Below are 23883 nucleotides of genomic sequence, written 5' to 3'. Positions count from 1 at the left end.
CGGTCAATCCGCCCCTTCCCTAGTGCATTCCTCTTGAATGCTTGCCTGATCCTCTGGCGATGCAGGGTGATGGATAGGAAACGTCTCGCGCGCGGATTAGAGTTCGGTCAACAGGAGTGACCCGACATGATCCCTACCCCTCTGCCCGAGGAATCGCCTTTGGCATTGCACATAGACCCGCGCGTAAGCGCACCGGGCGATTTCGCCACGGCCATACCCGGGCTGTCGCTGTTTCGTCGCGACCAACCGGCGCCGCCGGTGGTGTGCATGATCGAACCCAGCCTGATTCTCGTCGGTCGCGGCGAAAAGCGCTTATGGGTCGGTGGCGAGGGTTACAGCTATGACCCTTCGCGGTTTTTGGTGACCTCACTGGATCTGCCCGCCAACTCCGAAGTGACACTCGCCAGTCCCGCACAGCCCTGTGTCGGCCTCGTACTGAAACTGGATGTGAGCATGCTCGCCGAGGTCATCACCAAAAGCGGCTTACCGGCCAAGCGGCAGCCTGCAACGGGCACGGGCGCCGCGATTGGCAGTCTGTCGTCTGCGTTGGCGGGCGCGCTCGATCGCCTGCTGGCATTGCTCGACGAACCCGAGGCGATCCCGGTGCTGGCGCCGCTGATTTTGCGCGAGATCCACTATCGGCTGCTGCATACCGATCAAGGTGCACGGCTGCGGCAGATCACGGCCGTCGATGGTCAGGGTTATCGCATCGCCAAGGCGATTGACTGGCTCAAGCTCAACTACGCAGATGCCCTGCGCATCGACGATCTGGCCGCGCGGGTGCAGATGAGCGCGCCGACCTTTCACCATCATTTCCGCCAGCTCACCGGCATGAGTCCGCTGCAGTACCAGAAATGGCTGCGGCTCAACGAAGCGCGGCGGCTGATGCTGGTCGAGCGCCTCGACGTGTCGCGGGCGGCGTTTGCGGTGGGCTATGAAAGCCCTTCGCAGTTCAGCCGCGAATATGGCCGGCTGTTCGGCACCGCGCCAAGTCGTGACATCGCCCTCCTGCGCGGGCAGCCATTCGAGGCAGAAGCGCTTGGCACAGTCGCGAATTGAACGAAAAACGGTGATCCGCCTCGCCGCGTGTCACCGCTCATAACAATGCACGTCAACCGATGATCAGCGGGTGAACCATGGAACTACGAATCAACCAGAAGACCTATCAGGTCGATGCCGACGCCGATACGCCCTTGCTGTGGGTGATCCGCGATGATCTGGGCATGACCGGCACCAAATACGGCTGCGGGCTGGCGCAATGCGGCGCCTGTTCGGTGCTGGTGGACGGCAATGTGGTGCGCTCGTGCGTTACGCCGGTGGCCGGTGTGGTCGGCCGCGAGGTCACCACCATTGAGGCCATCGAAAGCGATGACGTGGGCAAACGGGTGGTCGCGACCTGGGTCGATCTGCAGGTCGCCCAGTGCGGCTACTGCCAGTCTGGGCAAGTGATGGCTGCCACCGCGCTGCTCAAGCAAAACCCGAAACCGAGTGATGCGCAGATCGAAGCGGCGATGGTCAACCTGTGCCGCTGCGGTACCTACAACGCCATTCATGCTGCCGTGCATGAGCTGGCCTGCAAGGGAGACGCGTGATGAACGTTCGAATCGACCCTTCACAGCAAGCCTCGGTGCTGGATCTGCACGAGCCGATCAATGTATCGCGCAGACGTTTTCTCACCGGTACCGCCGTCGGCGCACTGGTCCTCGGCTTCGGCCTGCCGCTGGGTGCGACGCGGGTGCAAGCTGCCGTTGCAGCGGCGACGGCCGAGCGCGGCACGCAGGTGCCGGCGTTTCTCGAGATCCGCCCGGACAACCGCGTGCGTCTGCTCTGCCCGTTCATGGAAGGCGGGCAAGGCACGTTCACTGCGATGGCGCAAATCGTCGGTGAAGAGCTGGATGCCGATCCATCGACCTTTCTGGTCGAAGCCGCACCGCCCGGTGAGGCCTATGTGGTGTTGGAAAACGGCATGCGCATCACCGGCGGCAGCATGTCGGTGCGCATGAGTTACCCGGTCATGCGTCGCCTCGGCGCCCTCGCCCGCGCCATGTTGTTGCAGGCGGGTGCGCAGCAACTTGGCGTGCCGGTGAGTGAATTGACCACCGAGCCCGGAAAAGTCGTGCACGCCAAGTCGGGCCGCTCGCTGGCCTACGGTGAACTGGCCGAGCGCGCGATGGATCTGCCGGTTCCTGATCCGGCTTCCGTGAAGCTGCGTGATCCGAGCCAGTTCCGCTGGATCGGCAAACCGGTGAAGCGCCTCGATGCTTACGACAAATCCACGGGCAAAGCGCTGTACAGCATCGATCTGAAGGTCGACGACATGCTCCATGCTGCCGTGCAACATGCCCCGCGCCTGGGCATGACCGTGGGCAACCTGCGCAACGAAGAGCAGGTCAAGGCAATGAAAGGCGTGCATTCCGTGCACCGTCTGCCGGGTGCCGTGGCGGTAGTCGCCGAGCGCTGGTGGCACGCCAAACGTGCGGTCGAGGCGATTCAGGTCGACTGGCAAGAACCAACGGCTGAGAGCAAAGTGCGGCCGATGCCCGCCGACTTCTCCAGCGATGGCTGGTTCAAGCGCCTTGCTGAAGATAAAGGCCCGGCCAAAGATGATGAACATGAAGGCGACGTGGCGGCGATTCTCAAGGAAACCAAGACGCGGATCGACGCCACTTACCACAACCAGTACCTGAACCACGGTCAACTGGAACCTCCTTCGGCACTGGCCCGATTCAACCCGGACGGTTCGCTGGAAGTCTGGTTGCCGAATCAGGCGCCGGACATGTTCCGTGCCGACATCGCCAAACGCACAGGGCTGGACCCGTCGCGCATCACCTTGCATTCGCCGCTGCTGGGCGGGTTCTTCGGCCGGCATTTTCTCTACGACTCGGCCAGTCCCTATCCGCAGGCGATTGCGCTGTCCAAGGCCGTTGGCCGTCCGGTCAAGCTGATCTGGAGTCGCGAGGAAGAGTTCCTGCGTGACGTGCTCCGTCCCGTGGCTGCGGTGAACTTCCGTGCCGCGCTGGACAACGACGGCTGGCCGCTGGCAATCGAAGCGATCAGTGCCACCGAAGGCCCGACCGAAGCCCTCGCCGGCAAGCAAGGAGAAAAACTTGACCCAACGGCGCTTGAAGGCTTGTCCGGCAAGTCCTACGCGATCCCCAACAAACGCATCGCGCAGATTTACGCCAAAGGCCCGGCCATGCTCGGTTACTGGCGTTCGGTGGGCAATTCGCTCAACGACTTCTTTTATGAATCGTTCCTCGATGAATTGGCTGACAAGGGCGGCAAGGACCCGTTTGACCTGCGCCTGCATTTACTGCGCGACAACAAACGCCTGACCACGCTGCTGCAAGCGGTGGGTGAACTGTCGGGCGGCTGGAAGCGCGGGCCGTTTACCGCCGAGGATGGCAGCAAACGTGCGCGCGGCGGGGCCATGGCTTCGCCGTTCGGTACCGAGACGGCGGTGATCGCCGAGGGGTCCATCGAGAACGGCCAGGTCAAGGTGCACGACATCTGGCAGGCGATTGACCCGGGCAGCATCGTCAACCCGGCGATTGTCGAGGCGCAGGTCAATGGCGCCGTGGCGCTGGGACTGTCGCAAACCCTGGTGGAAGAAGCCGTGTGGATTGATGGCAAACCCCGGGCGCGCAACTACGACTTGTATCCGATCCTGCCGCCTGCGCGGATGGCTCGGGTCCATGTGCGTGTGGTCGAGAGTGGAGAAAAAATGGGTGGCATCGGTGAACCGCCGTTGCCAGCGGTCGCGCCCGCCGTCGCGAACGCGGTGGCAGCACTAACCGGTCAGCGGGTGCGCAGCCTGCCCATGAGCCGACACACCTTCACTTGATCAGCGCCGGAGCGTCCATGAACAACAGCCGATTCGCAAGAACCGCTGGCTGGCTGGCGGTGCCATGCCTGGTCGCGGCAGGCCTGCTGGCCTGGTATGTCACCCGCGAGCCTGTCTCGCGCCTTGAAACCTATCAGATCGCCGTGGCCGATATCGACCCGGCACTGGTCGCCCGTGGCGAATACGTCGCCAGGCTCAGCGATTGCGTGGCCTGTCACAGCGTGCCGGGCGGTGCGCCATTCGTCGGCGGCCTGGAAATGGCCACGCCGCTGGGCTCGATCCATGCGACCAATATCACCCCGGACACGGAAACCGGCATCGGCCACTACAGCCTGGCGGACTTTGACCGAGCGGTGCGCCACGGCGTGGCGCCCGACAGTCGCCGTCTGTATCCGGCGATGCCCTACCCGTCCTACGCCAAGCTCAGTGACGATGACGTGCGCGCGCTGTATGCGTTCTTCATGAAAGGCGTGGCGCCGGTGAAACAGGCGAACATCCCCAGCGCGATTCCGTTTCCGCTGAACCTGCGCTGGCCGATTGCACTGTGGAATGGCGTGTTTGTCGACGCCGAGCCGTATGCGGCGAAACCGTCGCAGGATGAACAATGGAACCGTGGCGCTTACCTCGTTCAGGGCGCCGGGCACTGCGGCAGTTGCCATACGCCGCGCGGTCTGGCGTTCAACGAGAAGGCACTGGATGAATCCGGTAAACCGTACCTCGCGGGCGCCCTGCTGGATGGCTGGTACGCGCCGAGCCTGCGTGATGATCACAACACTGGCCTGGGCCGCTGGAGCGAACCGGAGATCGTGCAGTTCCTCAAGACCGGTCGCAATAAACACGCGGTGGTCTACGGCTCGATGACTGAGGCGTTCAACAACTCCACGCAGTTCATGAGCGATGATGATTTGAGCGCGATTGCCCACTACCTGAAGTCGCTTCCCGGGGATCGCGAACGGGATGGCGCACCTTGGCAGTATCAAGCGGTGTCGGCAGCGCAACGTCTGGACTCGCCCGGTGCCCATACCTACGTGACGCGCTGTGCTTCCTGCCACGGTCTCGACGGCAAGGGACAACCTGAATGGATGCCGCCACTGGCCGGCGCGACTTCTGCACTGGCCAAGGAAAACGCCTCGGCGATCAACATCACCCTGAATGGTTCGCAGCGCGTCGTGGCTGCCGGGGTGCCGGATGCCTATCGCATGCCGGCCTTCCGTGAGCAGCTGTCGGATCAGCAGATCGCCGAAGTGCTGACGTTCATGCGCAGCACTTGGGGCAATCAGGGCGCTGCGGTCGATGTGCAGGCGGTGGGCAAACTGCGTGAGCACACCGATCCGGCCAGCAGCAGTCCGATCATTCTGCAGATGCGCTAAGAGGAGGTTTTGATGGAAAGCATCGACTTGCTGGTCCTGCGCACAGCGCGGGACTGGCTTGCCGCTGGCGAGCGGGTATTGCTCGCTACGGTGGCGCGCACCTGGGGTTCTTCACCACGGCCGACGGGTTCGATGATGGCTTTGCGTGACGACGGTCGCGTGGTGGGCAGCGTGTCCGGCGGCTGCATTGAGGATGATCTGATCCATCGCTACACCACGGCTCATGGCGGCAGCGCTTTTAGCGACAGCGCACCGCAAGTGGTGCGCTATGGCGTCAGTGCCGATGAGGCGCATCGCTTCGGCCTGCCCTGCGGTGGCACGCTGGAACTGATCCTTGAGTTCAACCCGGCGTGGCAGTCGCTCGACGCGTTGCTGGTGCAACTGGATGCCGGGCAATTGGTGCGTCGGCGTCTGGCGTTGGAGTCCGGTCAGGTGATGCTCGAACCGACCGCGACGCCGGAACAATTCAGTTTCGATGGCGCGCAGATGCTCAACACTCTGGGGCCGGGCTATCGGATGTTGATGATCGGTGCCGGCGCGCTGGCCGAGTATCTGGCGACCATGGCCTTGTTCAACGGCTTCAAGGTGGCGGTGTGCGACCCGCGTCCCGAGTACATCGAAACCTGGGCGGTCGATGGCGTGGAGCGCATCGTCGGCATGCCGGACGACGTGGTGCGCGGCTTCGCGGTCGATCTGCGCACCTGCATCGTCGCCTTGAGTCATGACCCCAAACTCGACGATCTGGCCCTGCTCGAAGCGCTGCACGGTCCGGCGTTCTACATCGGTGCGATCGGCTCGCGGCGCAACAGCCAACTGCGCCGCGAACGCCTGATCGAGCATTTCGGTGAAACCGAGGCGTCGCTTGAACGCCTGCACGGGCCGATTGGCCTCTACATTGGCAGCAAGACACCTGCGGAAATCGCCGTTAGCGTGATGGCCGAGATTCTTGCGGCGAAGAATGGCGCCCGCCTGCCGCAAGCGTTTTCCATTGCCAAGGCCAAAGCGCTGACAGAGTGAGCCGCGCTGCTACTCTGCGTCGGCGTTATCGGCCGGCAACGAAGCGAGCATTTGCGCGCGGCACACTTCAAGAATCTCGTCTGCCAGCGTGGAATCATCCGGGCAGGCACGCGACAGGATACTCGCGCCGACGGCCCGCGACCGCAGGTCGATCATCTTCTTGCCCCCCTCACCCGCCTCGGCCTCCGGCGCCGTCGGGTATTTGTCTCCCAGAGTCTGCAGGGTTTGCTCAATGCCCTCGGCAAACGTCGCTCTCACCTCATCCGACTGGCGCGCCGCGTCGCCGCCCAGCGCGGCCATGGTGCAACCGTCGCCACGTCCGTCGCGATGCTCTCTGTTCACGTAGACGTTGATGAAGCCCGGAACATCCAGCGCTTGGGCGCCGGTCAGCGATTTGCCCAGACTGCACGCCGAGGCTTCGGCCATCAGGTCGGCCTTGGACGCGAAGTGTTTGTAGAAACCGCCATGGGTAAAACCGGCGGCCGCCATGAGATCGGCCACACCGACGCCGTCAAAGCCGCGCTCACGGAACAGCTCTGAGGCGGTTTCAACGATGTGCTCTCGATTGGCCTGCGCCTGGGCCTTGGTCACTCTCACGTGCAATACCTCGTGTTACCGGGGAAATCCTGGGTCCGATGATACATAGATGTTGGCCATAATCAAAACCGTTGACAGTTTAGATTTCGATCATCATCCTAATTGCTCGCACCATCGTTCTTCATTAACGGGCACGGAAGAAACATCAGATGACCGAGCAAACCCTGTTCTCCCCATACACGCTGGGCAATCTCACGCTGTCGAACCGCGTCGTTCTTGCGCCGCTGACACGCAATCGCGCTGGTCAAGATTTCGTCCCCAGCGAATTCGCGGCGACCTATTACAGCCAGCGTGCCAGCGCCGGTTTGCTGATCAGCGAAGCCACGCAGATCTCTCGACAGGGCCAGGGTTATCAGGACACCCCGGGGATCTACACGCCGGCACAGATCGACGGCTGGCGCACCGTGACCGATGCGGTGCATGCCCAGGGCGGAAAAATCTTTCTGCAACTGTGGCATGTCGGCCGCGTCTCGCACGTTGACCTGCAAGAAAACGGCGCCGCCCCGGTGGCCCCTTCTGCGCTGCGCGCCGCTACCAAAGTGTTCGTCAACAACCGTTTCGAAGACGTCTCCGAGCCGCGCGCACTGGACAGCAGCGAACTGCCGGGCATCGTCAACGACTTCCGTCAGGCGGCAGCCAACGCGATCGCCGCGGGCTTCGATGGCGTGGAAATTCACGGTGCCAACGGCTACCTGCTCGATCAATTCCTCAAGGACAACGCCAACCTGCGCACCGATGCTTACGGCGGCTCGATTGAAAATCGCGCGCGGCTATTGCTCGAAGTGACGGCGGCGGTAGTCAGCGAGATCGGTGCAGATCGCACCGGCGTGCGCCTGTCACCGGTGTCGCCGGCCAATGGCGTTTCCAGCAGCGACCCGCAGGCGCAATTCGATTACCTCGTCGAACAACTCGACGTCCTCGGCGTGGTTTACCTGCATGTGGTCGAAGGCGCGACCGGCGGCCCGCGTGACGTGGCGCCCTTCGATTTCGCCGCCCTGCGCCAGCGCTTCAAAAACACCTACATCGCCAACAACGGCTATGACCTCGATCTGGCGACGTCGAAGCTCACTGAAGACCAGGCAGACCTGATTGCCTTCGGTCGTCCGTTCATTGGCAATCCGGATCTGGTGGAGCGCCTGAAACATGGCGCGCCGTTGTCCGCGTTCAATCCCGCCACCCTCTATGGCGGCGGCGCGGCAGGCTACATCGATTATCCGACACTGGCTGAATCGAGCGTCAGCGCAAGCTGAACGCGTTCTGTTTCTAACGTCCTGAAAGAGAGATACCCATGAGCACTCGCCCTACTGTTCTGATCACTGGCGCCTCCACCGGCATTGGCGCGGTCTACGCTGAGCGCTTTGCGCAACGCGGTCACGATCTGGTGCTGGTCGCCCGCGATCAGGCGCGTCTGGATGCACTGGCCGCGCGCTTGCGCAGCGAGCATGACGTCGCCGTCGATGTGATCCCGGCGGATCTGACCCAACCTGGCGACCTGACAACGCTGGAAACCCGCCTGCGCGACGACGCCCGCATCGGCATCCTCGTCAATAACGCTGGCGCCGCGCTGTCCGGCCATTTTGTCGAGCAAAGCACCGACAAAGTGGCGCAACTGGTCGCCCTCAACACCACCGCGCTGGTGCGGCTCGCCAGCGCCATCGCTCCACGCCTGGCCAAGGCCGGTGACGGTGCGATCATCAACATCGGCTCGGTGGTGGGCCTCGCTCCGGAATTCGGCATGACGGTCTACGGTGCGACCAAGGCATTCGTGCTGTTCCTGTCCCAAGGTTTGAGCCTGGAGCTGTCGCCTCAGGGCGTCTACGTGCAAGCCGTGCTGCCGGCGGCCACGCGCACGGAAATCTGGGATCGCTCCGGCGTCGACATCAACACCCTGAGCGAAATCATGGAAGTGGGCGATCTGGTGGATGCTGCCCTGGTCGGTTTCGATCGTCGCGAACCGGTCACCATCCCGCCGCTGCACGAAGCGCAACGCTGGGACGATTTGCAGACCGCGCGTCAGGGCCTGCTGGGGCAAATCCGCCAGTCAGCGGTTGCCCAGCGCTACCAGACGCCTGAGTGATCTTCAGGGCGCGAGCATGTGCGGCGGATTCGATGCAAGCGCAAAGCGTTGCATCGAATCCGTCCTGCAATCCGGAGTCGTCATGAATTCAATACAGACAAATCCCCCTTCGGGTTCGCCAACGTCATTCATCGACGCGGCAAACCAGTCCGTCACCGCCAACGGCGTTCGCTTTGCCTATCGCGACCAAGGCCCGACGCCCCGCGCTTTCCTGCGCCAGTTGAAAGCGATCACCGCGTGGGGCAAACAGCCGCCGCAAGACCTTGGACGCTTGCGGGCGCCGACGCTGGTCGTCAACGGCGACACCGACATCATGGTGCCCAGCGTCAATTCGTTTGAACTGGCCAGGCATATCCCCAACGCAGAGTTGGTGATTTATCAGGATGCCGGTCACGGCGGGATTTTCCAGCACCACGTTGATTTTGTGGCCAAGGCGCAGGCGTTCCTCGATGCCTGACCACGCCCCGGCTACCCTCCCTACAACCGACAAGAGCCGCACCTCGATGAAAGCCTTTCTGATTGATCGCTATGGCAAGCACCCCGGACGCCTCGGCGAAGCGCCAGCCCCTGCAGTGGGGCCTCACGATGTCTTGATCGAGGTCCATGCCAGCAGTGTCAACGTGCTGGACTCGAAGATCAGCACAGGCGAATTCAAGCTGATCCTGCCCTACTCGTTTCCATTGATTCTGGGCAACGATCTGGCAGGCGTGGTGACTGAGGTCGGCTCGCAAGTGACACGCTTCAAACCCGGAGACGAGGTGTACGCTCGCCCGCCGCAAGCGCGAATCGGCACCTTCGCCGAGTGGATCGCCGTGAACGAAAACGCGATCGCCCTGAAACCACGCAACACCAGCATGGCGCAAGCCGCATCCCTGCCCTTGGTGGCACTGACTGCCTGGCAAGTGCTGGTCGACACCGCCCGCCTGCAACAGGGCCAGAAGGTGCTGATTCACGCGGGCTCCGGCGGCGTCGGCAGCGTTGCCATTCAGCTTGCCAAACACCTCGGTGCCTTTGTCGCCACAACCACCAGCACCGCAAATGTCGAATGGGTCAAGGCGTTGGGGGCTGACGTGGTCATCGACTACAAAAAGCACAACTTCGAAAATGCCTTGCACGGCTACGACGTGGTGTTGAACAGCCTCGGCGCCGATGTCCTGGAGAAATCACTCAAGGTACTCAAGCCCGGTGGCCAGCTGATTTCCATCTCTGGGCCACCCACCGCGCAATTCGCAAAAGAGCAAGGCTTGTCCTGGCCTTTGCAGCAGATCATGCGTCTGCTGAGCCTCGGCATTCGGCGCAAGGCACGCAAGCAAGACGTCAGGTACACGTTCGTGTTCATGCGCGCCAACGGCGCCCAACTGCAACACATCAGCGCGTTGGTAGAAGCCGGCATCATCAATCCGGTGATTGATCGAGCGTTCCCCTTTGAATCAGCGGCAGAGGCGCTGAAATACGTCGAACAGGGACGCGCCAAGGGCAAGGTTGTTGTTTCGATCAAATGAAGACGCTGCCTATTGATGAAAAGCGCGAATGCATAAAAAAGGGCGCCTTTTCAGGCGCCCGACCCGGCGTCGCGCCCGAGATGGCAGTTGCTCTGGCCACTCCCCACCGGATTACTCACACCCGATAATACTCGCGATACCAGCGTACAAACTGCTCCACTCCCACCTCAACCTCGACCTGCGGCGAAAACCCGATCCAGTCTGCCAGCGCCGAAACATCAGCCCAGGTCTTGACCACATCGCCGGCCTGCATCGGCAGCAAGTTGCGCTGGGCGTTTATGCCCAAAGCCGTCTCCAGGCAGTCGACGAAATCCAGCAGCGCTATCGGCCTGCCACGTCCGAGGTTGAAAATCCGGTGGCTGCCCTCGCCTTCCTCGTTCGGCACCGGCGGCTTCGGGCACAGGCGGACGATGCTTTCGACAACGTCATCGACGTAGGTAAAGTCCCGCGCCATCTGACCCTGGTTGTACACGTCAATCGGCTGTCCCTGGAGGATCGCTTCGGTGAACTTGAACAACGCCATGTCCGGTCGCCCCCATGGCCCATAGACGGTAAAAAATCGCAGCCCGCTAGCCTTCAGACCGTAGAGATGGCAGTAGCTGTCGGCCAGCAATTCATTGGCGCGTTTGGTGGCGGCATACAGCGAAACCGGATGCTCGACCGCGTCATCGACGCTGTATGGCAGCTTGCTGTTGGTCCCATACACCGAGCTGCTCGACGCGTAGATCAGATGCGCAGGTGGATAGTGCCGGCAGGCTTCCAGCACATTGAGGAAGCCCAACAGATTCGATTGCGCATAGGCATCCGGATTGTCGAGCGAATAGCGGACACCCGCTTGCGCGGCCAAATGCACAACCTCGGTGAACCCCTGCTCTTCGAACAGAGCCATCAAGGCTGGCTTATCGACAATGTCCATGATCTGGAAATGGAAGCCGTGCAGGTCGCTCAATTGCTTGAGGCGTGCCTGTTTGAGTTCCACGCTGTAATAATCGTTGAGGTTGTCGATGCCGATTACTTGATGGCCTTGCAATATCAATCGTCTGACCGTGTGATATCCGATAAAGCCTGCAGCACCTGTAACAAGAACGGACATATTCGCCTCTCCAGCCAAGTCGCCAGGCGATTAGTTATAGCGTTGGTCGACTTGCGGAGTCCAGACTTTATAACTTCCCCAACTATGGGGATTAACCTCCGATCTAAATAGCGAGCGACGACTCTGAAGTGACAGTAAAGTTTCTGGCCTTCCGACAAAAGGATGACGCCTTAGAAAACAATAACCTGCGCACGAGTGCCATCATTAGCAGATAAATGGCGTGTTTTTTGACTGGGAACGTTTGACAGACCGCAAAGACTGGCCGATAACTACCAAGGTTCATTTTTACAGGGCGCGAGCAACTTCTACTCGCGCCCTGTCGTTTCAGAGACAACTACTTAGTTACCTATCGTTAAAGCTGCATGAGCAGACCGTGCGGTAGCTTTGTCTTCAGAAAAGTTAAGCCGCGGCTTATTCCCCATGCGCCGCACAATATAGCGTCACGCCTCAGCTGGACGCACCTTAATGAAACGCTGTGTGATTCAAGATTGAAACACCTCAGTGTTAATAAAATAACAACAGACTTTCGCCATTTGCCCTTACTTAGCCCTCGATAGAGCTTCTGCCTGCATAAACTTTCGATCATTACAGAGTTTACCAGCATGCCAGTTATCAGCTCCGAACGTCCCTTTTGGTACCTTTTGCAATGCAAGCCACGTCAGGATGAGCGCGCTCACCTCAATCTGCTTCAACAGAATTACGTGGTATTCCATCCGCAACTCCTCAGTGAACGAATCATCCGTGGGAAACGACAGCGAGTGCGCGAATCGCTATTTCCCGGGTATTTATTTATCCAACTCAGTCGTAACGACAATTGGGGGCCCTTGCGTTCTACACGCGGGGTCAGTCGTATCGTCGAATTCAATCACGGGCCGGCGACGGTGGCAGAGCACGTCATCGAGCACCTGCGTGTGCGCTGTATCGAATCATCGCTGTCGGGGCCGGACGAGGCGCTGAAACCGGGGCAGAACCTGCAGATCGTCAGCGGCCCGCTGGCACCCTTGGAGGGCGTGTTTCTCGGTTTGCACGGCAATGACCGCGTGATGATCCTCCTGCAATTTCTGAATCGCGAACAATCGGTTTGCTTGCCACTCAGCGTGATCGAACGCCAACAAGCCAACGTTCAGAACTATCACTAACCCCTTGCCTTATATGCCTTTGCTCAGGAGCTATAACATGGCTTTGAAGTCACGATGCCCTGTCGCACTGCTGATGGCCTCGCTCTATCCTGGAATGGCGTGGAGTATCGATCCGCAGGCCATAAATGTTTACGGATTCGATTTCACGCCATCCTTTTTGTTTTCAGAAAGTTATGACGATAACTTTCGCGAAGTGGAAAACAGTAAACAGTCATCGATGATCACCAAACTGGCGCCGACCTTCGAGCTCAAGGCGGAAGATCGCAACAGCGCCACTCGACTGATCTGGCAGCCCACGCGTTATATCTATCACGACGACTCGGATGCCTCGAACACCGCCCAGCGCGTGCGTGCCGATAGCATCATGGAGTTCACCGACCGCCATCGTCTCAAGCTCGACGCCGAATACCGTAAATGGGAGCGCACCGAGTCGACGGCAGTCGAGGGCATCAACGACAAGCTCAACAATAAACGCGTGGGCGGGCTCTACACCTTCGGCGCTAAAAGTGCCGACAACCAAATCGATGTCGGGGCCAGTTACGCGCAACTTCGCTACGACAATGCCGACGGCATCAACGATGACAAGGAACGCAATACCACCGCCCTCACCAGCACCTGGTACCACCGCATCGGCAGTAACACTCGCGGCCTGCTGGAATATGACCACACCGACTTCGATTATCAGCAAGCCAACAGCCCGCGCAGCAGTAAATCCGATGCGGTACTGGCCGGTGCCGTGTGGGACTTCACCGCACGTACAACCGGCAAAGTGCGCCTCGGCTATGAGCGCAAGAACTTCGACAACAGCGAATCCAAAGACCTCGACAACCCGACCTGGCAAGTGGACTTGCAATGGAAACCGCGAACCTATTCGACGTTTACCTTTGTCGCTCGTCAGGCCCTTGCCGAAGGTGACGATGGCGCTGATGCCGTGAAGTCGACGTTCACTCAGGTCGGTTGGCGTCACGGCTGGACCGAACGGATCACCACGGTGGCCCAAGCCGGGTTTGGCCGTTATGTCTACGAAGGCCAAAGCCGTACCGACGATCTGCAGGACTACAACCTGGCCGTGGTGTACGCGATGCGCCGCTGGCTGGATATCGAATTGGGCTATCGGTACCGCGACAACGATTCCGATGCCGACGATGAAAGCTTCACCCGCAACGTGTTCCAGATCAGTTTCAACGTCAGCCTTTAAGAGGGTCTCGACATGAACACACGCACACTCGTCTTGCTGTTCGCCCTGATTTTTGTACCTCATACCTTTGCCGCAGACCCCAGCACCCAATACAAACTGGCCGCTGGCGATGTCTTGCGCATCATCGTCTTCGGTGAGCCAGAATTGAGCCTGAAAAAGATCCGCCTCAGTGATGCCGGGACCTTTTCCTATCCTTTTCTGGGCGAGATTTCCGCCAAGGGACTGACCCCCGGCCAAGTCGAAAAAATCATCGTCGACGGGCTGAAACAGGGATACCTGATCGACCCGAAAGTCAGCCTCAGCCAGATCGAATACCGGTCTTTCTACATCAATGGCGAAGTCAAGAAGCCCGGCAGCTACCCGTTCGTGCCCGGCCTGACCCTGGAGAAAGCCATTGCCCTGGGCGGTGGCTTGACCGAGCGCGCCTCGATCAAGCGCGTGACCATTTTGCGCGGCGATGGCGGCGCGACCCTCACCGATGACGTGACGCGCAACACCACGATTGCCCCCGGCGACACCATTTCCATTGCACAAGGCTTTTTCTAATCATGGACAACAGCCCTAGCACCTACGTCGAACGTCCTCTGCAAGCGCATCTGCATCAGCAGTACAGCGAAGACAAGGACACCCTTGACCTGTTAAAGCTCTGGAGAGTGATCTGGCGCGCCAAATGGAGCATCGCCTGGCTGGTGCTCGCGAGCGCTGCGCTGGCCGCAATTGTGGTCTCGAACATCACGCCGCAATACATCGGCAGCACCACTCTGCTGTTCAACGATAAAACCCCACCGCTGATGTCGTTCCAGCAAGTCAAGGATTCCGGCGGCAACGCCACGGACTACTTGCAGACCCAGCAGGCGCTCCTGCAATCGCGTGATCTAGCCGAACGCGCAGTGAAAAAACTCGGCCTGACCACCCACCCGGTTACCGACCCGCGTCAGCAAGCAAAGCCCTGGTTTACACCGCGCCAGTGGCTGGCTGATCTCGACCTTGATCAATGGATCCCGGGGCTGAGCCGGTTGATGCCGCTGAGCAAAATAGAGGAACCCACTGAAGAAGACGTCTTCAATCAGGTCACGCAGAACCTCATGCTGCACACCAGCGTCAAGTTCGTCGGCAAGAGCCAGTTGCTCGAAATCGAGGTCGAGTTGCCCGACCCGGTTCTGGCCGCTGCGGCGGCCAATGCGTTGGCCCAAGGCTTCACCGACAGCCAGCTCGACACCAGCGAAAAGTCCTCGCAAACCACTACAGCCTGGATGAACACACGGCTGGTCAAGCTGCGCGACAACTTGCGCGTCGCCGAGAAAAAACTTCAGGGCTACCGCGAAGAACAAGGTCTGGTCGACGTTGGCGGCGTTGCCACCATCAGTGCCAACGAACTGGAAATGACCGGCAATCGCATGGTCGACGCCCGGCGCAACCGCGCCGAAGCCGAGAGTGAGTACCGTCAGGCGAAGGCCTTGGGCAACGGCGATCTGAGCCGGCTCTCCAGCGTGCCTGCGGTGCTGAGCAATCCTTTGGTGCAGAAATTTCAGGCCGACCGGGCCGTGGCGCAAGCCAAGGTGGATGAACTGGCGGGCCGCTATGGGCCAAAACACCCGAGCCTGCTTTCTGCGCAGTCCGAATTGCGCACCGCCACCACCAGCCTGCAATTGCAGGTGCAGCAAGTGGTCGCCGGTATTGAACGGCAATACCAGCTCGCCACCGCCAGCGAAGCCTCGTTGCGTCAGTCGTTCAACAGCAACAAGGCGCAGATCCAGGACATTGCGCGTAAAGAGTTCCAGTTGCGCGAGTTCCAGCGTGAGGTCGACAGCTCCCGCGCGCTGTATGAAACCTTCGTCACCCGCTTGAAAGAAACCACCGCCACCGCCGACATGGACTCGACCAAGGTGCGCATCGTCGACCCGGCCATTGTCCCGGTCGACGCGAGCAAACCGCGGAAAACCTTGATTGTCGCGATCGTCGGGTTGATCGCTGCGGTGATCGGCGTTGCCTTGGCGCTGCTCTTCGAGAGCCTGAGCAATACCTTCAAAACCGACGAATCGATCGAAAGCGCGCTGAACATTCCACTGCTCAGCGTCGTGCCACTGGTGACGAAGAAAACCCGTCGGCAACTGGCGCGCTTGTTTGAGGATAACGACAACCCGCGTTTTTCCGAGACCATTCGCAACCTGCGTACCTGGTTGATGCTGCAAAGCAGCGAAATGCCCTCGCAGGTGGTGCTGGTGACGTCGACGGTTGCCGGTGAGGGAAAAAGCACCATTGCCAACAATCTGGCCAGCTCGCTGACGTCACTCGAGCGTGTGCTGTTGATCGATGCCGACATGCGTCAGCCAACCCTGTCGCTGAACTTCGACTTCCCACCAGACAGCCCGGGGCTGGCGAATGTCATTGCCGGCACCGCCAGGCTTGAAGACTGCATTGTCTCGGTGGGCAATCTGGACATGTTGCCGGCCGGCAAGGTCCTGCCGCCACCGCTGGACATGTTTGCCGCCCCGCGCCTGCCGTCGCCGGCCGATTCGCTCAATCCGTTACAGCCACCGCCGCAGGATCTGCTCAGCTCACCGCGCATGGCGCGCATGCTTGAAGCACTGAGGTCGCGTTACCGCCACATCATTATCGATTCACCGCCAGCCGAGATGATCAGCGACGCATTGTTGCTGGCGCGGCATTCGGATGCCGTGATCTACGTGGTCAAGGCCGACAGCACACCGATCAGCCAGGTGCAGCGCGGCCTGGCCATGTTGCAACAGAGCCATGTGCCGGTGTTTGGCACCGTGCTCAACCAGGTCGACCTGCGCAAGGCGCGCAAGTACGGCTATCAACACTCCCGGGCGTTCTATAACTACGATTTCGCGCCCAGGTAACACCTTAGGCGAATACGCCAGCCGCTACGCCCCCTTCTGCCATCGCACAACCCGCTTCACCTCTGCCGAGCTACGGAATAGCCATCGGGCGACACGTCCTGTCCGTTCGATTAGCGCTGATGCATGACTGCTGCCTTGAGGTTAAGCCCATGACGCCGCTCTATACCGCTCACATGACGCACCGCCGGGGCCTGACCTTCTGGGGCCAGTGGCTGTGTGCGCTGTCGTTGACCACGTCGCTGCTGATGTTGCTCGTGCATTGGCGCGTCGGCAGTCTGAACAGCGAATACCGCATCCTGATCATTCTCGCCGTGCTCGGTTCGGTGCCGATTTACAGCGTGATGCAGGTCTACCACAAGCGCCATGGTCTGTTGGTCGGCCTCGGCCGATTGCTCGCAGCGTGGCTGATTCTGCTGGCCGTGCTGGCGGCGATTGCCTTCATTACCCAGACCAGCGCGATTTACTCGCGGCAGGTGATCATGGTCTGGGCGGTGCTGGGTTTCGTGGTCCAGGCGGCAAGCTTTCTGCCCCTGCATTACCTGGCCCGATTGCACTCGCGCAGGGTCTGCAAAGAGCGCCGTTCGGTGATCATCGGCACCTGCCCGACGGCTCATGAGCTGGCGAAAAAACTCTCGCGACCGAACCGCGCGCTGGTGCTCGGTTTCATTGCCGCTGCCGACAATAGCGGCCCGGCGCCAAGCATTCTGCCGCTGCTCGGTCACGTTGCCGCGATCCGCGAGATCATCACGCGCCTGGAGGTGCGCCGCGTCTACATCGTGCTGACCATGGCGCATGCCGCGACCATCGAAGCGCTGTACATCGACCTCTTGGACATGAATGTCGACGTGGTGTGGATTCCGGATTTCGGCAGCATGGTGTTGCTCAACCATTCGATCTCGGAAATCGAGCGGATGCCGGCGATCTACCTCAATGAAAGCCTCATCAGCTCGCACCCGGCGAGCCTGTTTTGCAAGGACCTGTTTGAACGCAGCCTGGCCGGCGCGGCCATTATCCTGCTCAGTCCCTTGCTGCTGGTGGTGGCTGTCGCCGTCAAGCTGACCTCCGCAGGCCCGGTGCTGTTCAAGCAGGCCCGCCACGGTTGCAACGGTGAAGTGATCAAGGTCTGGAAGTTTCGTTCGATGCACGTCCACGACGATCGCGAGGTGCGTCAGGCCACCCGTGACGATGCCCGCCTCACCCCGATTGGCGGCTTCCTGCGCCGCAGTTCCATCGACGAATTGCCGCAGCTGTTCAATGTCGTCTCCGGGCAGATGGCCCTGGTCGGCCCGCGCCCGCATGCCGTCACCCACAACATTTATTACACCGGCAAGGTGCGCGCCTACATGGCCCGCCATCGCCTCAAGCCGGGCATCACCGGCCTCGCCCAGATCACCGGCCATCGCGGCGAAACCGAGACAGTGGAAAAGATGCAGCTGCGCGTCGCCCAAGACCTCAACTACATCAACCAATGGTCGCTGTGGCTCGACATCAAAATTCTCATCAAGACGCCCTTCACGCTGTTTTCGAAAAACATCTATTGACCCCTGCCCGACCGCTTGATCCCCGCCCTGCCCCTGCGTTGACAACCTTCACCACGATCTGAGGTTTGACCATGAATGTGAGCGTATTCGGTATTGGTTACGTGGGCCTGGTCCAGGGCGCCGCACTGGCCGAGGTCGGGCACAACGTGCTCTGCGTCGATGTCGACACGGCCCGGGTCGAGGCGCTGCAACAAGGCACGCTGCCGATCTACGAGCCGGGCCTGAAAAGCCTTGTGCGCGACAATTATCAAAGTGGCCGTCTGCGCTTCGGTACCGACCTGGCCGAGGCCGTTCAGCATGGTGATGTGCTGTTGATCGCCGTCGGCACACCCCCCGACGAAGACGGTTCGGCCGATCTGCAATACGTGTTGAGCGTGGCGCAGACCATCGCGCTGAACATGGATCGGCATCAAATCATCGTCGACAAATCCACGGTGCCGGTCGGCACTGGCGATCAGGTACGTGCGTGTATCGAGCAGGTGCTGGCCGACAGCGATCGCAATCACCTGACGTTCGATGTGGTGTCGAACCCGGAATTTCTCAAGGAAGGCTGCGCGGTCGAAGACTGCATGCGCCCGGACCGGATCATCATCGGCACCGACAGCGCGCATGCAGAAGCGGTGATGCGCGAGCTGTATGAACCGTTCAATCGCAGCCGCGACAAAATCATTGTCATGGATCTTCGCAGCGCTGAGCTGAGCAAGTACGCCGCCAATTGCATGCTGGCGACCAAGATCAGCTTCATGAACGAGATGGCCTGCCTCGCGGAAAAACTCGGTGCCGACATCGAAAAAGTCCGCCACGGCATCGGCGCCGACCCGCGCATCGGTTACCAGTTTATCTACCCCGGCGTGGGCTACGGCGGCTCGTGCTTTCCCAAAGACGTCAAAGCGCTGATCCATGCCGCGACCGGTGTCGATATCGACGCCCGGCTGCTCAAGGCTGTAGAGGCACGCAACCAGGACCAGAAGACCAGTCTTTACAGCAAGATTTTCAATCACTTCGACGGCCACCTGCGCGGCAAGACGTTTGCCCTGTGGGGGCTCAGTTTCAAACCGAACACCGACGACATGCGCGAAGCGCCCAGCCGCGTATTGATGGAGGCTCTGTGGCACGCCGGCGCCAGCGTTCAGGCGTTTGATCCCAAAGCCATGGAAGAGGCCCAGCGCCTGTATGGCGCGCGCGATGACCTGACGCTGGCGGGCACCAAGGAAGCGGCGCTGAAAAATGCCGACGCGTTGATCATCGTCACCGAGTGGCAAGCGTTCCGCGCGCCGGACTTTGATCTGCTCAGCCAGCAGCTCAAACAACCGTTGATTTTCGACGGGCGCAATCTGTTCGATCCGCAGCGTTTGAGCAAACGCGGCTTCACCTACATCTCCGTGGGGCGGCCAACCCCTTCAGTCATTTGAAGGAGCCGCGCCATGCTGAAGCTGGAATTGGTCGGGCATTACTCGGCGAAATTACTGGAGGCCAACCAGGCCTATTCCTTTATCAACTTTGCCTCCATCGGCAGCGTTTTCGCGCAGACCCCAAGCAGCGTCGCCTATTTCTGCGACGGCATGCTGATGTCGACCTTCATGTCGCGCGTCACCGGCAGGACGATTGGCCGGGTCAGCTTTGACTTCACCTCGATCGCTGATCTTGTCCTCGGCAGTGCCGAGCAACTGGGCAAGCGCGTGTACTTCGTCGGTGCCCGGCAGGCCGAACTGGAGCTGTTCATCGTCAAGATCGGGGCGCTTTATCCGCAGTTGACCATCGCCGGTTATCACAACGGCTATTTCGACGCTGCCGAGGCCGAAGACATTCAAGCGGACATCTGTCGCAGCGCCGCCGACATCCTCATTGTAGGCCTCGGCGCCGGACTGCAAGAACAGTTCGAACAGGACGCCCTGCGCGCAGGCTTTCGCGGCGTTGCCTTCACCTGTGGCGGTTTCATCCGTCAGGAAGCCTTGACCACGCGGCAATACTACCCGGCGCTGATCAATCGCCTGCACCTGCGCGCGTTTTATCGAATGTACCGCGAGCCGCATACGATCAAACGCTACCTCGTCGATTACCCCAGCAACTTCTTGCACCTGCTGACGATGCTCGCCCGGCACAAAGTCGCCATCAGTGTGGGGGAATGACCATGCACATCCTCTTTATCCTCAAGGATTTCAAGCTGGGCGGTGGCGTCGAGCGTGTTCAGCAACGCTTGTCCGAGCAGTTTCTCAAGGACGGCCGCCGGGTGAGTTTTTTCGTTATCAACGCAGACGTGGCCGACACGCCGGGCGTGCAACGCTTCAACGGCGGCGGCAGCGGTCTCGTCGGTTTGCTCAAGTCCATCGTTTTGTTGCGCCGGCTCATACAGCGCGAAGGCGTCACCCACCTGATTGCCGCCAAGGAGCAGGCCAACCTCTGCACTTGGTTCGCCACCTTGGGCCATGTCTGCAAAGTCATCTATTGCCGCCACGCGACCCTTGATTGCAGTGAACAGAACACCGGTCCCGCCAGCCTGCGCGTGCTCTACAGCTTGTACCTGTGTGGCAGTGGCAAGGTCGTCACCGTTTCCAATGCCTTGCGTCAGACGCTTATCGAGCTGCTGCCCTGGGGTCAGCAGCGCATCCGGTATTGCCCCAATGCGGTGGTCACCGATCAGCTGTTTCAAGCCTCGCAGGCGCCGCTACCCGGCGGATTGCCCGGCGCTTACTGGTTGGGTCTGGGCCGCTTGGTCGAACCGAAAGGTTTTCAGCTGTTGCTCGAGGCTTACGCACTGGCACTGCGCAGTGCAGCGCTGCCGGATCTGGTGATCGTCGGCGATGGGCCTTTGCGCGAGGCGCTGACCGCTCAAGCCCGTCGTCTGGGCATTGCTCCCCGAGTGCATTTCACCGGGTTCCTGAGCAATCCCTATCCGCTGCTCCGGCACGCGCAACTGTTCATTTTGAGTTCCGTGCAAGAAGGCATGCCGACGGTGTTGATCGAGGCGCTGGCACTGGGCACGCCGGTGCTGGCCAGCGATTGCGAGACCGGCCCCAGAGAACTGCTCGACAACGGCCGACTTGGCCAACTGGTGAGGGTCAACGACGTACCGGCGCTGGCCGCCGGCATGCTGCGCAGCCTGACCCCACGCGATGACGTCACCTTCAGCGAAACCAGACTCACCGACACCCTGCGTCAGTACACCAGCCAGTACGCGGCGCAGGCGTATTACCAGGTATGGAATCAATGAAAAAGCTGCTGATTATCCTGCATGACCTCAGCGCCGGCGGGGCTGAAAAAATGATGGCGCGCCTGGCCGGAGCGCTGGTGGACGCGGGCAATGACGTGACCTTGCTGATGCTCACCGGCGGCGGCATTCACGCCGCGCACCTCGACCCGCGCGTGAAGAAGGTTGAGTTGAATAGTCCGCGCAGCGTCCGTGCAGTGCCGGCTCTTACGCGTTTTCTGCGGGCTAATCGCTTTGACGCACAACTGGCAGCCCTCACCCACGTCAACGTGGTGGCGATTGCGGCGGCGGCGTTGTCCGGCACGCTGGCACGCCTGCACGTCAGCGAGCGCAATGCCTTTTCCCATGACAAGCACGTCAACCCCGACTTCATGGTGCGCGTCGCGTACCTGCTGGCGCCGCTGCTGTATCGGCTGATTCCCAACCCGGTGATCTGTGTCTCGCGGGGTGTTGCCCAGGATCTGGTCGACACCACCATGGCCCGCCGCCAAGACGTGACCATTGCCGATAACCCGGTGCTCGACAACGACTTTCGCGAGAGAACACCGGGCCTGCCCAGCCACAGCTGGCTGCTGGATAAGTCCGGCCCGGTGATTGTCGCCGTGGGTCGCCTGGCGCCGCAAAAAGGCTTCGACACCTTGATCACCGCGTTCGCTGCATTGCCGGACAGCCGCGCCCGCCTGATCATTTTTGGCGAGGGTGCACTCCGGCCCAATCTGCTGGAGCAAGCGCGCGCACTGGGCGTGGCGGAGCGCTTCGATCTGCCGGGCTATGCCAATGCCCCGTTGGCAGAGGTCGCCGCCGCTGATTGCTTCGTGCTGTCGTCGCGCTTCGAAGGCAGTCCCAACGCATTGGTAGAGGCGTTATCCACGGGCACCCCGGTGGTGGCAACCCGTTGCCCCCATGGCCCGCAAGACATCCTCGTCGGCGGTCTGGTCGCGCCGCTGGTCAACGTCGACGATTCAGTCGCCCTGGCGCAGGCGATCACCCTGCAACTGGCCACACCGCGCAACTTTCAGCGTCACTTGCGCCTGGAGGCCGCCGCCCGGTTCATCAATGCCAGCGCGGTGCAGACCTACCTCAAAGCGTTGATCGGGAGCCCGTCATCATGAGCACACTGGCGATCAGGTATTCGACATTACGCGACGGCTTCACCTTGTTCGGCGTGCTGTTCTACATCCAGGTGATTACCTTTGTCCTTGGTCTGGGTGGAGCCGCCAGCTTCGGTGATATCAATAAAGACCTCGAAGGCAACGTGGCCAATCAGATCTGCGGGCTGATCACGCTGTTGGTGCCGTTATTCTTCTTCATCCGCAACAAGGTGTTCCTCAGCAAGACCTTTTATCGCAGCAACTTCTTTTTGTTGCTGTTCATGTTTTCTGTCATCGCCTCGATCGGCTGGTCCCACGACCCGATGCTGAGTTTCAAGCGCTTTATCGCGATGCTCAGCATGGTGTTTTTCGCCGGTTTCATTGCCTACAACTATTCGCTGGAAAAAATCACCTTCATGCTCGGCTGCGCCATCGGCGTGGCTGCATTGATCGGCTTGATCCTGGCGGTGGTCATGCCTGACGTCGCGTTCCTGTCCGGTGGGATTCGCGACGGCGCCTTCAAGGGGATTTTTGCCGAAAAGAATGCCGGTGCGCGGCTCAACGCGATCGCTATTCTGTTGTTGCTACCGATGATTCGCCGACGCAATCACTGGGCACTGTTCTGTGCGTTCTTCTCGCTGGTGGCGATCCTGCTCGCGCAGTCGGCGACCGGGGTGGCGCTGATTGTTTCTGGCGCGATCAGCTACTGGTACTTCCTGACCTTGATCCGTTTGCGCATCAACCATTCGCCGCTGATGTTCCTCGGCTGCACCCTCCTCTATCTACTGGTGTGCCTGTTCCTCTACAGCAACTTCGCGGTGCTGCTGGAAATGGCCGGTCGTGACCCGTCACTGACCGACCGCACCTTGATCTGGGAACTGCTCGCGCCGTTTATCGACGGGCAGTTCCTCAAGGGTTACGGCTTCGGCGCCTTCTGGTCCAGCCCCGATGCCGATGGCTTCATTACCCGCTGGGGTTATATCGGTAACGCCCACAGCGGCTACGTCGAAACCCTGCTCAACGGCGGAATCATCCAACTGAGCGCGCTGGCCCTGATGTTCGGCGAAGCACTGCTCAAGCAATACCGCGCCGTGACCGCCAACCAGACGGCGCAGTTTCGCGCCAGTGCGCTGGTGATCATCGGCTTGTTCGCCGTCACCAATTATGTGGCGTACGTAATCCCCAACTATCGCTCCGCCGAGTTTCTGGTGTTCTGCACCCTGGCCCTGTCTTTCCGCCATCACCTCGCGGCCTACCCCGCAACCTCTCCGGCAGCGCAGCGTCAGCGTGTGTCTGGCAGAGCAGTGCCGCGCGATTCAGCCAACGCGTAACCCAAGGAGAA

General features: G+C 60.6%; 20 protein-coding genes and 1 pseudogene. 19 read left to right on the top strand and 2 right to left on the bottom strand.

Translation table 11 applies throughout. The features are described from left to right. The first annotated feature begins 126 nt into the window (after window positions 1–126). The 5 genes from AK821_RS12830 (at window position 127) to AK821_RS12810 (ending at window position 6231) form a co-directional block, all read left to right on the top strand. Window positions 127–1059: an AraC family transcriptional regulator gene (locus AK821_RS12830; RefSeq protein WP_064389984.1), complete on the top strand. Its 933-nt coding sequence runs from the start codon at window positions 127–129 to the stop codon at window positions 1057–1059. A gap of 77 nt (window positions 1060–1136) precedes the next feature. Next, on the top strand, window positions 1137–1592 hold the full coding sequence (locus AK821_RS12825; protein ID WP_064389983.1) for a (2Fe-2S)-binding protein: 456 nt from the start codon (window positions 1137–1139) through the stop codon (window positions 1590–1592). Further along, the gene (locus AK821_RS12820) at window positions 1592–3844 is read left to right on the top strand and encodes a xanthine dehydrogenase family protein molybdopterin-binding subunit (protein WP_064389982.1); all 2253 of its coding nucleotides are present in this window, start codon (window positions 1592–1594) and stop codon (window positions 3842–3844) included. The genes AK821_RS12825 and AK821_RS12820 overlap by 1 nt, the downstream gene beginning before the upstream one ends. Before the next feature lie 17 nt (window positions 3845–3861). Then, on the top strand, window positions 3862–5214 hold the full coding sequence (locus tag AK821_RS12815; RefSeq protein ID WP_064389981.1) for a c-type cytochrome: 1353 nt from the start codon (window positions 3862–3864) through the stop codon (window positions 5212–5214). Window positions 5215–5226: 12 nt separating this feature from the next. Then, the gene (locus AK821_RS12810; protein WP_064389980.1) at window positions 5227–6231 is read left to right on the top strand and encodes an XdhC family protein; all 1005 of its coding nucleotides are present in this window, start codon (window positions 5227–5229) and stop codon (window positions 6229–6231) included. A 9-nt stretch (window positions 6232–6240) separates the two neighbouring features. On the opposite strand, the gene AK821_RS12805 is transcribed toward AK821_RS12810, so the two are convergent. Next, window positions 6241–6828 carry a TetR/AcrR family transcriptional regulator gene (locus AK821_RS12805; RefSeq protein ID WP_177330950.1) on the bottom strand — a complete coding sequence of 196 codons (588 nt, stop codon included), beginning with the start codon at window positions 6826–6828 and terminating at the stop codon, window positions 6241–6243. Window positions 6829–6977: 149 nt separating this feature from the next. On the opposite strand from AK821_RS12805, the gene AK821_RS12800 reads away from it, so the two are divergent. The 4 genes and pseudogenes from AK821_RS12800 (at window position 6978) to AK821_RS12785 (ending at window position 10407) form a co-directional block, all read left to right on the top strand. Further along, a complete protein-coding gene (locus AK821_RS12800) occupies window positions 6978–8078 on the top strand; it encodes an alkene reductase (protein ID WP_064389978.1) in 1101 nt (366 codons plus the stop codon). 38 nt (window positions 8079–8116) lie between these two features. Next, entirely contained in the window at window positions 8117–8905 is a 789-nt protein-coding gene (locus AK821_RS12795) for an SDR family NAD(P)-dependent oxidoreductase (RefSeq protein ID WP_064389977.1), read from the top strand. 175 nt (window positions 8906–9080) lie between these two features. Continuing rightward, a pseudogene (locus tag AK821_RS12790) lies at window positions 9081–9362 on the top strand (alpha/beta fold hydrolase); the annotation flags it as partial. A 46-nt stretch (window positions 9363–9408) separates the two neighbouring features. Further along, the gene (locus tag AK821_RS12785) at window positions 9409–10407 is read left to right on the top strand and encodes an NADP-dependent oxidoreductase (RefSeq protein WP_064389976.1); all 999 of its coding nucleotides are present in this window, start codon (window positions 9409–9411) and stop codon (window positions 10405–10407) included. A 115-nt stretch (window positions 10408–10522) separates the two neighbouring features. Here the strand turns inward: AK821_RS12785 and AK821_RS12780 are convergent, their stop codons facing one another. After that, entirely contained in the window at window positions 10523–11500 is a 978-nt protein-coding gene (locus AK821_RS12780; protein ID WP_064389975.1) for an NAD-dependent epimerase/dehydratase family protein, read from the bottom strand. 602 nt (window positions 11501–12102) lie between these two features. Between AK821_RS12780 and rfaH the strand changes: the two genes are divergently transcribed. The 10 genes from rfaH (at window position 12103) to AK821_RS12730 (ending at window position 23872) form a co-directional block, all read left to right on the top strand. Next, window positions 12103–12639: a transcription/translation regulatory transformer protein RfaH gene (gene rfaH, locus AK821_RS12775; protein WP_064389974.1), complete on the top strand. Its 537-nt coding sequence runs from the start codon at window positions 12103–12105 to the stop codon at window positions 12637–12639. A 13-nt stretch (window positions 12640–12652) separates the two neighbouring features. Beyond that, window positions 12653–13837 (top strand): outer membrane beta-barrel protein, encoded by a 1185-nt coding sequence (locus tag AK821_RS12770; protein ID WP_330219028.1) that lies wholly within the window; start codon window positions 12653–12655, stop codon window positions 13835–13837. A gap of 12 nt (window positions 13838–13849) precedes the next feature. Beyond that, window positions 13850–14383 carry a polysaccharide biosynthesis/export family protein gene (locus AK821_RS12765; RefSeq protein WP_064389972.1) on the top strand — a complete coding sequence of 178 codons (534 nt, stop codon included), beginning with the start codon at window positions 13850–13852 and terminating at the stop codon, window positions 14381–14383. 2 nt (window positions 14384–14385) lie between these two features. Beyond that, window positions 14386–16701 (top strand): GumC family protein, encoded by a 2316-nt coding sequence (locus tag AK821_RS12760; protein ID WP_064389971.1) that lies wholly within the window; start codon window positions 14386–14388, stop codon window positions 16699–16701. Window positions 16702–16850: 149 nt separating this feature from the next. After that, window positions 16851–18242, top strand: a complete 1392-nt coding sequence (locus AK821_RS12755) for an undecaprenyl-phosphate glucose phosphotransferase (RefSeq protein WP_064389970.1) — start codon at window positions 16851–16853, stop codon at window positions 18240–18242. Window positions 18243–18313: 71 nt separating this feature from the next. Then, on the top strand, window positions 18314–19654 hold the full coding sequence (locus tag AK821_RS12750) for a UDP-glucose dehydrogenase family protein (protein WP_064389969.1): 1341 nt from the start codon (window positions 18314–18316) through the stop codon (window positions 19652–19654). 12 nt (window positions 19655–19666) lie between these two features. Then, window positions 19667–20371, top strand: a complete 705-nt coding sequence (locus AK821_RS12745; protein WP_064389968.1) for a WecB/TagA/CpsF family glycosyltransferase — start codon at window positions 19667–19669, stop codon at window positions 20369–20371. A 2-nt stretch (window positions 20372–20373) separates the two neighbouring features. Further along, window positions 20374–21453, top strand: coding sequence for a glycosyltransferase (locus AK821_RS12740; RefSeq protein ID WP_064389967.1), 1080 nt, complete (start codon window positions 20374–20376; stop codon window positions 21451–21453). Next, a complete protein-coding gene (locus AK821_RS12735) occupies window positions 21450–22562 on the top strand; it encodes a glycosyltransferase (RefSeq protein WP_064389966.1) in 1113 nt (370 codons plus the stop codon). The genes AK821_RS12740 and AK821_RS12735 overlap by 4 nt, the downstream gene beginning before the upstream one ends. Further along, entirely contained in the window at window positions 22559–23872 is a 1314-nt protein-coding gene (locus AK821_RS12730) for an O-antigen ligase family protein (RefSeq protein ID WP_064389965.1), read from the top strand. The genes AK821_RS12735 and AK821_RS12730 overlap by 4 nt, the downstream gene beginning before the upstream one ends. The last annotated feature ends 11 nt before the right edge of the window (window positions 23873–23883 follow it).

The sequence above is a fragment of the Pseudomonas sp. RIT-PI-r genome (genome assembly GCF_001297015.1).
GTDB lineage: Bacteria > Pseudomonadota > Gammaproteobacteria > Pseudomonadales > Pseudomonadaceae > Aquipseudomonas.
Note: the sequence above shows the minus strand (reverse complement) of the source record. Positions and strands in the feature narration are given on the sequence as shown.

Coding starts and splice junctions, on each gene's coding strand:
- AK821_RS12830 (WP_064389984.1), top strand. CDS start 127: ATGATCCCTACCCCTCTGCCCGAGGAATCGCCTTTGGCATTGCACATA.
- AK821_RS12825 (WP_064389983.1), top strand. CDS start 1,137: ATGGAACTACGAATCAACCAGAAGACCTATCAGGTCGATGCCGACGCC.
- AK821_RS12820 (WP_064389982.1), top strand. CDS start 1,592: ATGAACGTTCGAATCGACCCTTCACAGCAAGCCTCGGTGCTGGATCTG.
- AK821_RS12815 (WP_064389981.1), top strand. CDS start 3,862: ATGAACAACAGCCGATTCGCAAGAACCGCTGGCTGGCTGGCGGTGCCA.
- AK821_RS12810 (WP_064389980.1), top strand. CDS start 5,227: ATGGAAAGCATCGACTTGCTGGTCCTGCGCACAGCGCGGGACTGGCTT.
- AK821_RS12800 (WP_064389978.1), top strand. CDS start 6,978: ATGACCGAGCAAACCCTGTTCTCCCCATACACGCTGGGCAATCTCACG.
- AK821_RS12795 (WP_064389977.1), top strand. CDS start 8,117: ATGAGCACTCGCCCTACTGTTCTGATCACTGGCGCCTCCACCGGCATT.
- AK821_RS12785 (WP_064389976.1), top strand. CDS start 9,409: ATGAAAGCCTTTCTGATTGATCGCTATGGCAAGCACCCCGGACGCCTC.
- AK821_RS12780 (WP_064389975.1), bottom strand. CDS start 11,500: ATGTCCGTTCTTGTTACAGGTGCTGCAGGCTTTATCGGATATCACACG.
- rfaH (WP_064389974.1), top strand. CDS start 12,103: ATGCCAGTTATCAGCTCCGAACGTCCCTTTTGGTACCTTTTGCAATGC.
- AK821_RS12770 (WP_330219028.1), top strand. CDS start 12,653: ATGCCTTTGCTCAGGAGCTATAACATGGCTTTGAAGTCACGATGCCCT.
- AK821_RS12765 (WP_064389972.1), top strand. CDS start 13,850: ATGAACACACGCACACTCGTCTTGCTGTTCGCCCTGATTTTTGTACCT.
- AK821_RS12760 (WP_064389971.1), top strand. CDS start 14,386: ATGGACAACAGCCCTAGCACCTACGTCGAACGTCCTCTGCAAGCGCAT.
- AK821_RS12755 (WP_064389970.1), top strand. CDS start 16,851: ATGACGCCGCTCTATACCGCTCACATGACGCACCGCCGGGGCCTGACC.
- AK821_RS12750 (WP_064389969.1), top strand. CDS start 18,314: ATGAATGTGAGCGTATTCGGTATTGGTTACGTGGGCCTGGTCCAGGGC.
- AK821_RS12745 (WP_064389968.1), top strand. CDS start 19,667: ATGCTGAAGCTGGAATTGGTCGGGCATTACTCGGCGAAATTACTGGAG.
- AK821_RS12740 (WP_064389967.1), top strand. CDS start 20,374: ATGCACATCCTCTTTATCCTCAAGGATTTCAAGCTGGGCGGTGGCGTC.
- AK821_RS12735 (WP_064389966.1), top strand. CDS start 21,450: ATGAAAAAGCTGCTGATTATCCTGCATGACCTCAGCGCCGGCGGGGCT.
- AK821_RS12730 (WP_064389965.1), top strand. CDS start 22,559: ATGAGCACACTGGCGATCAGGTATTCGACATTACGCGACGGCTTCACC.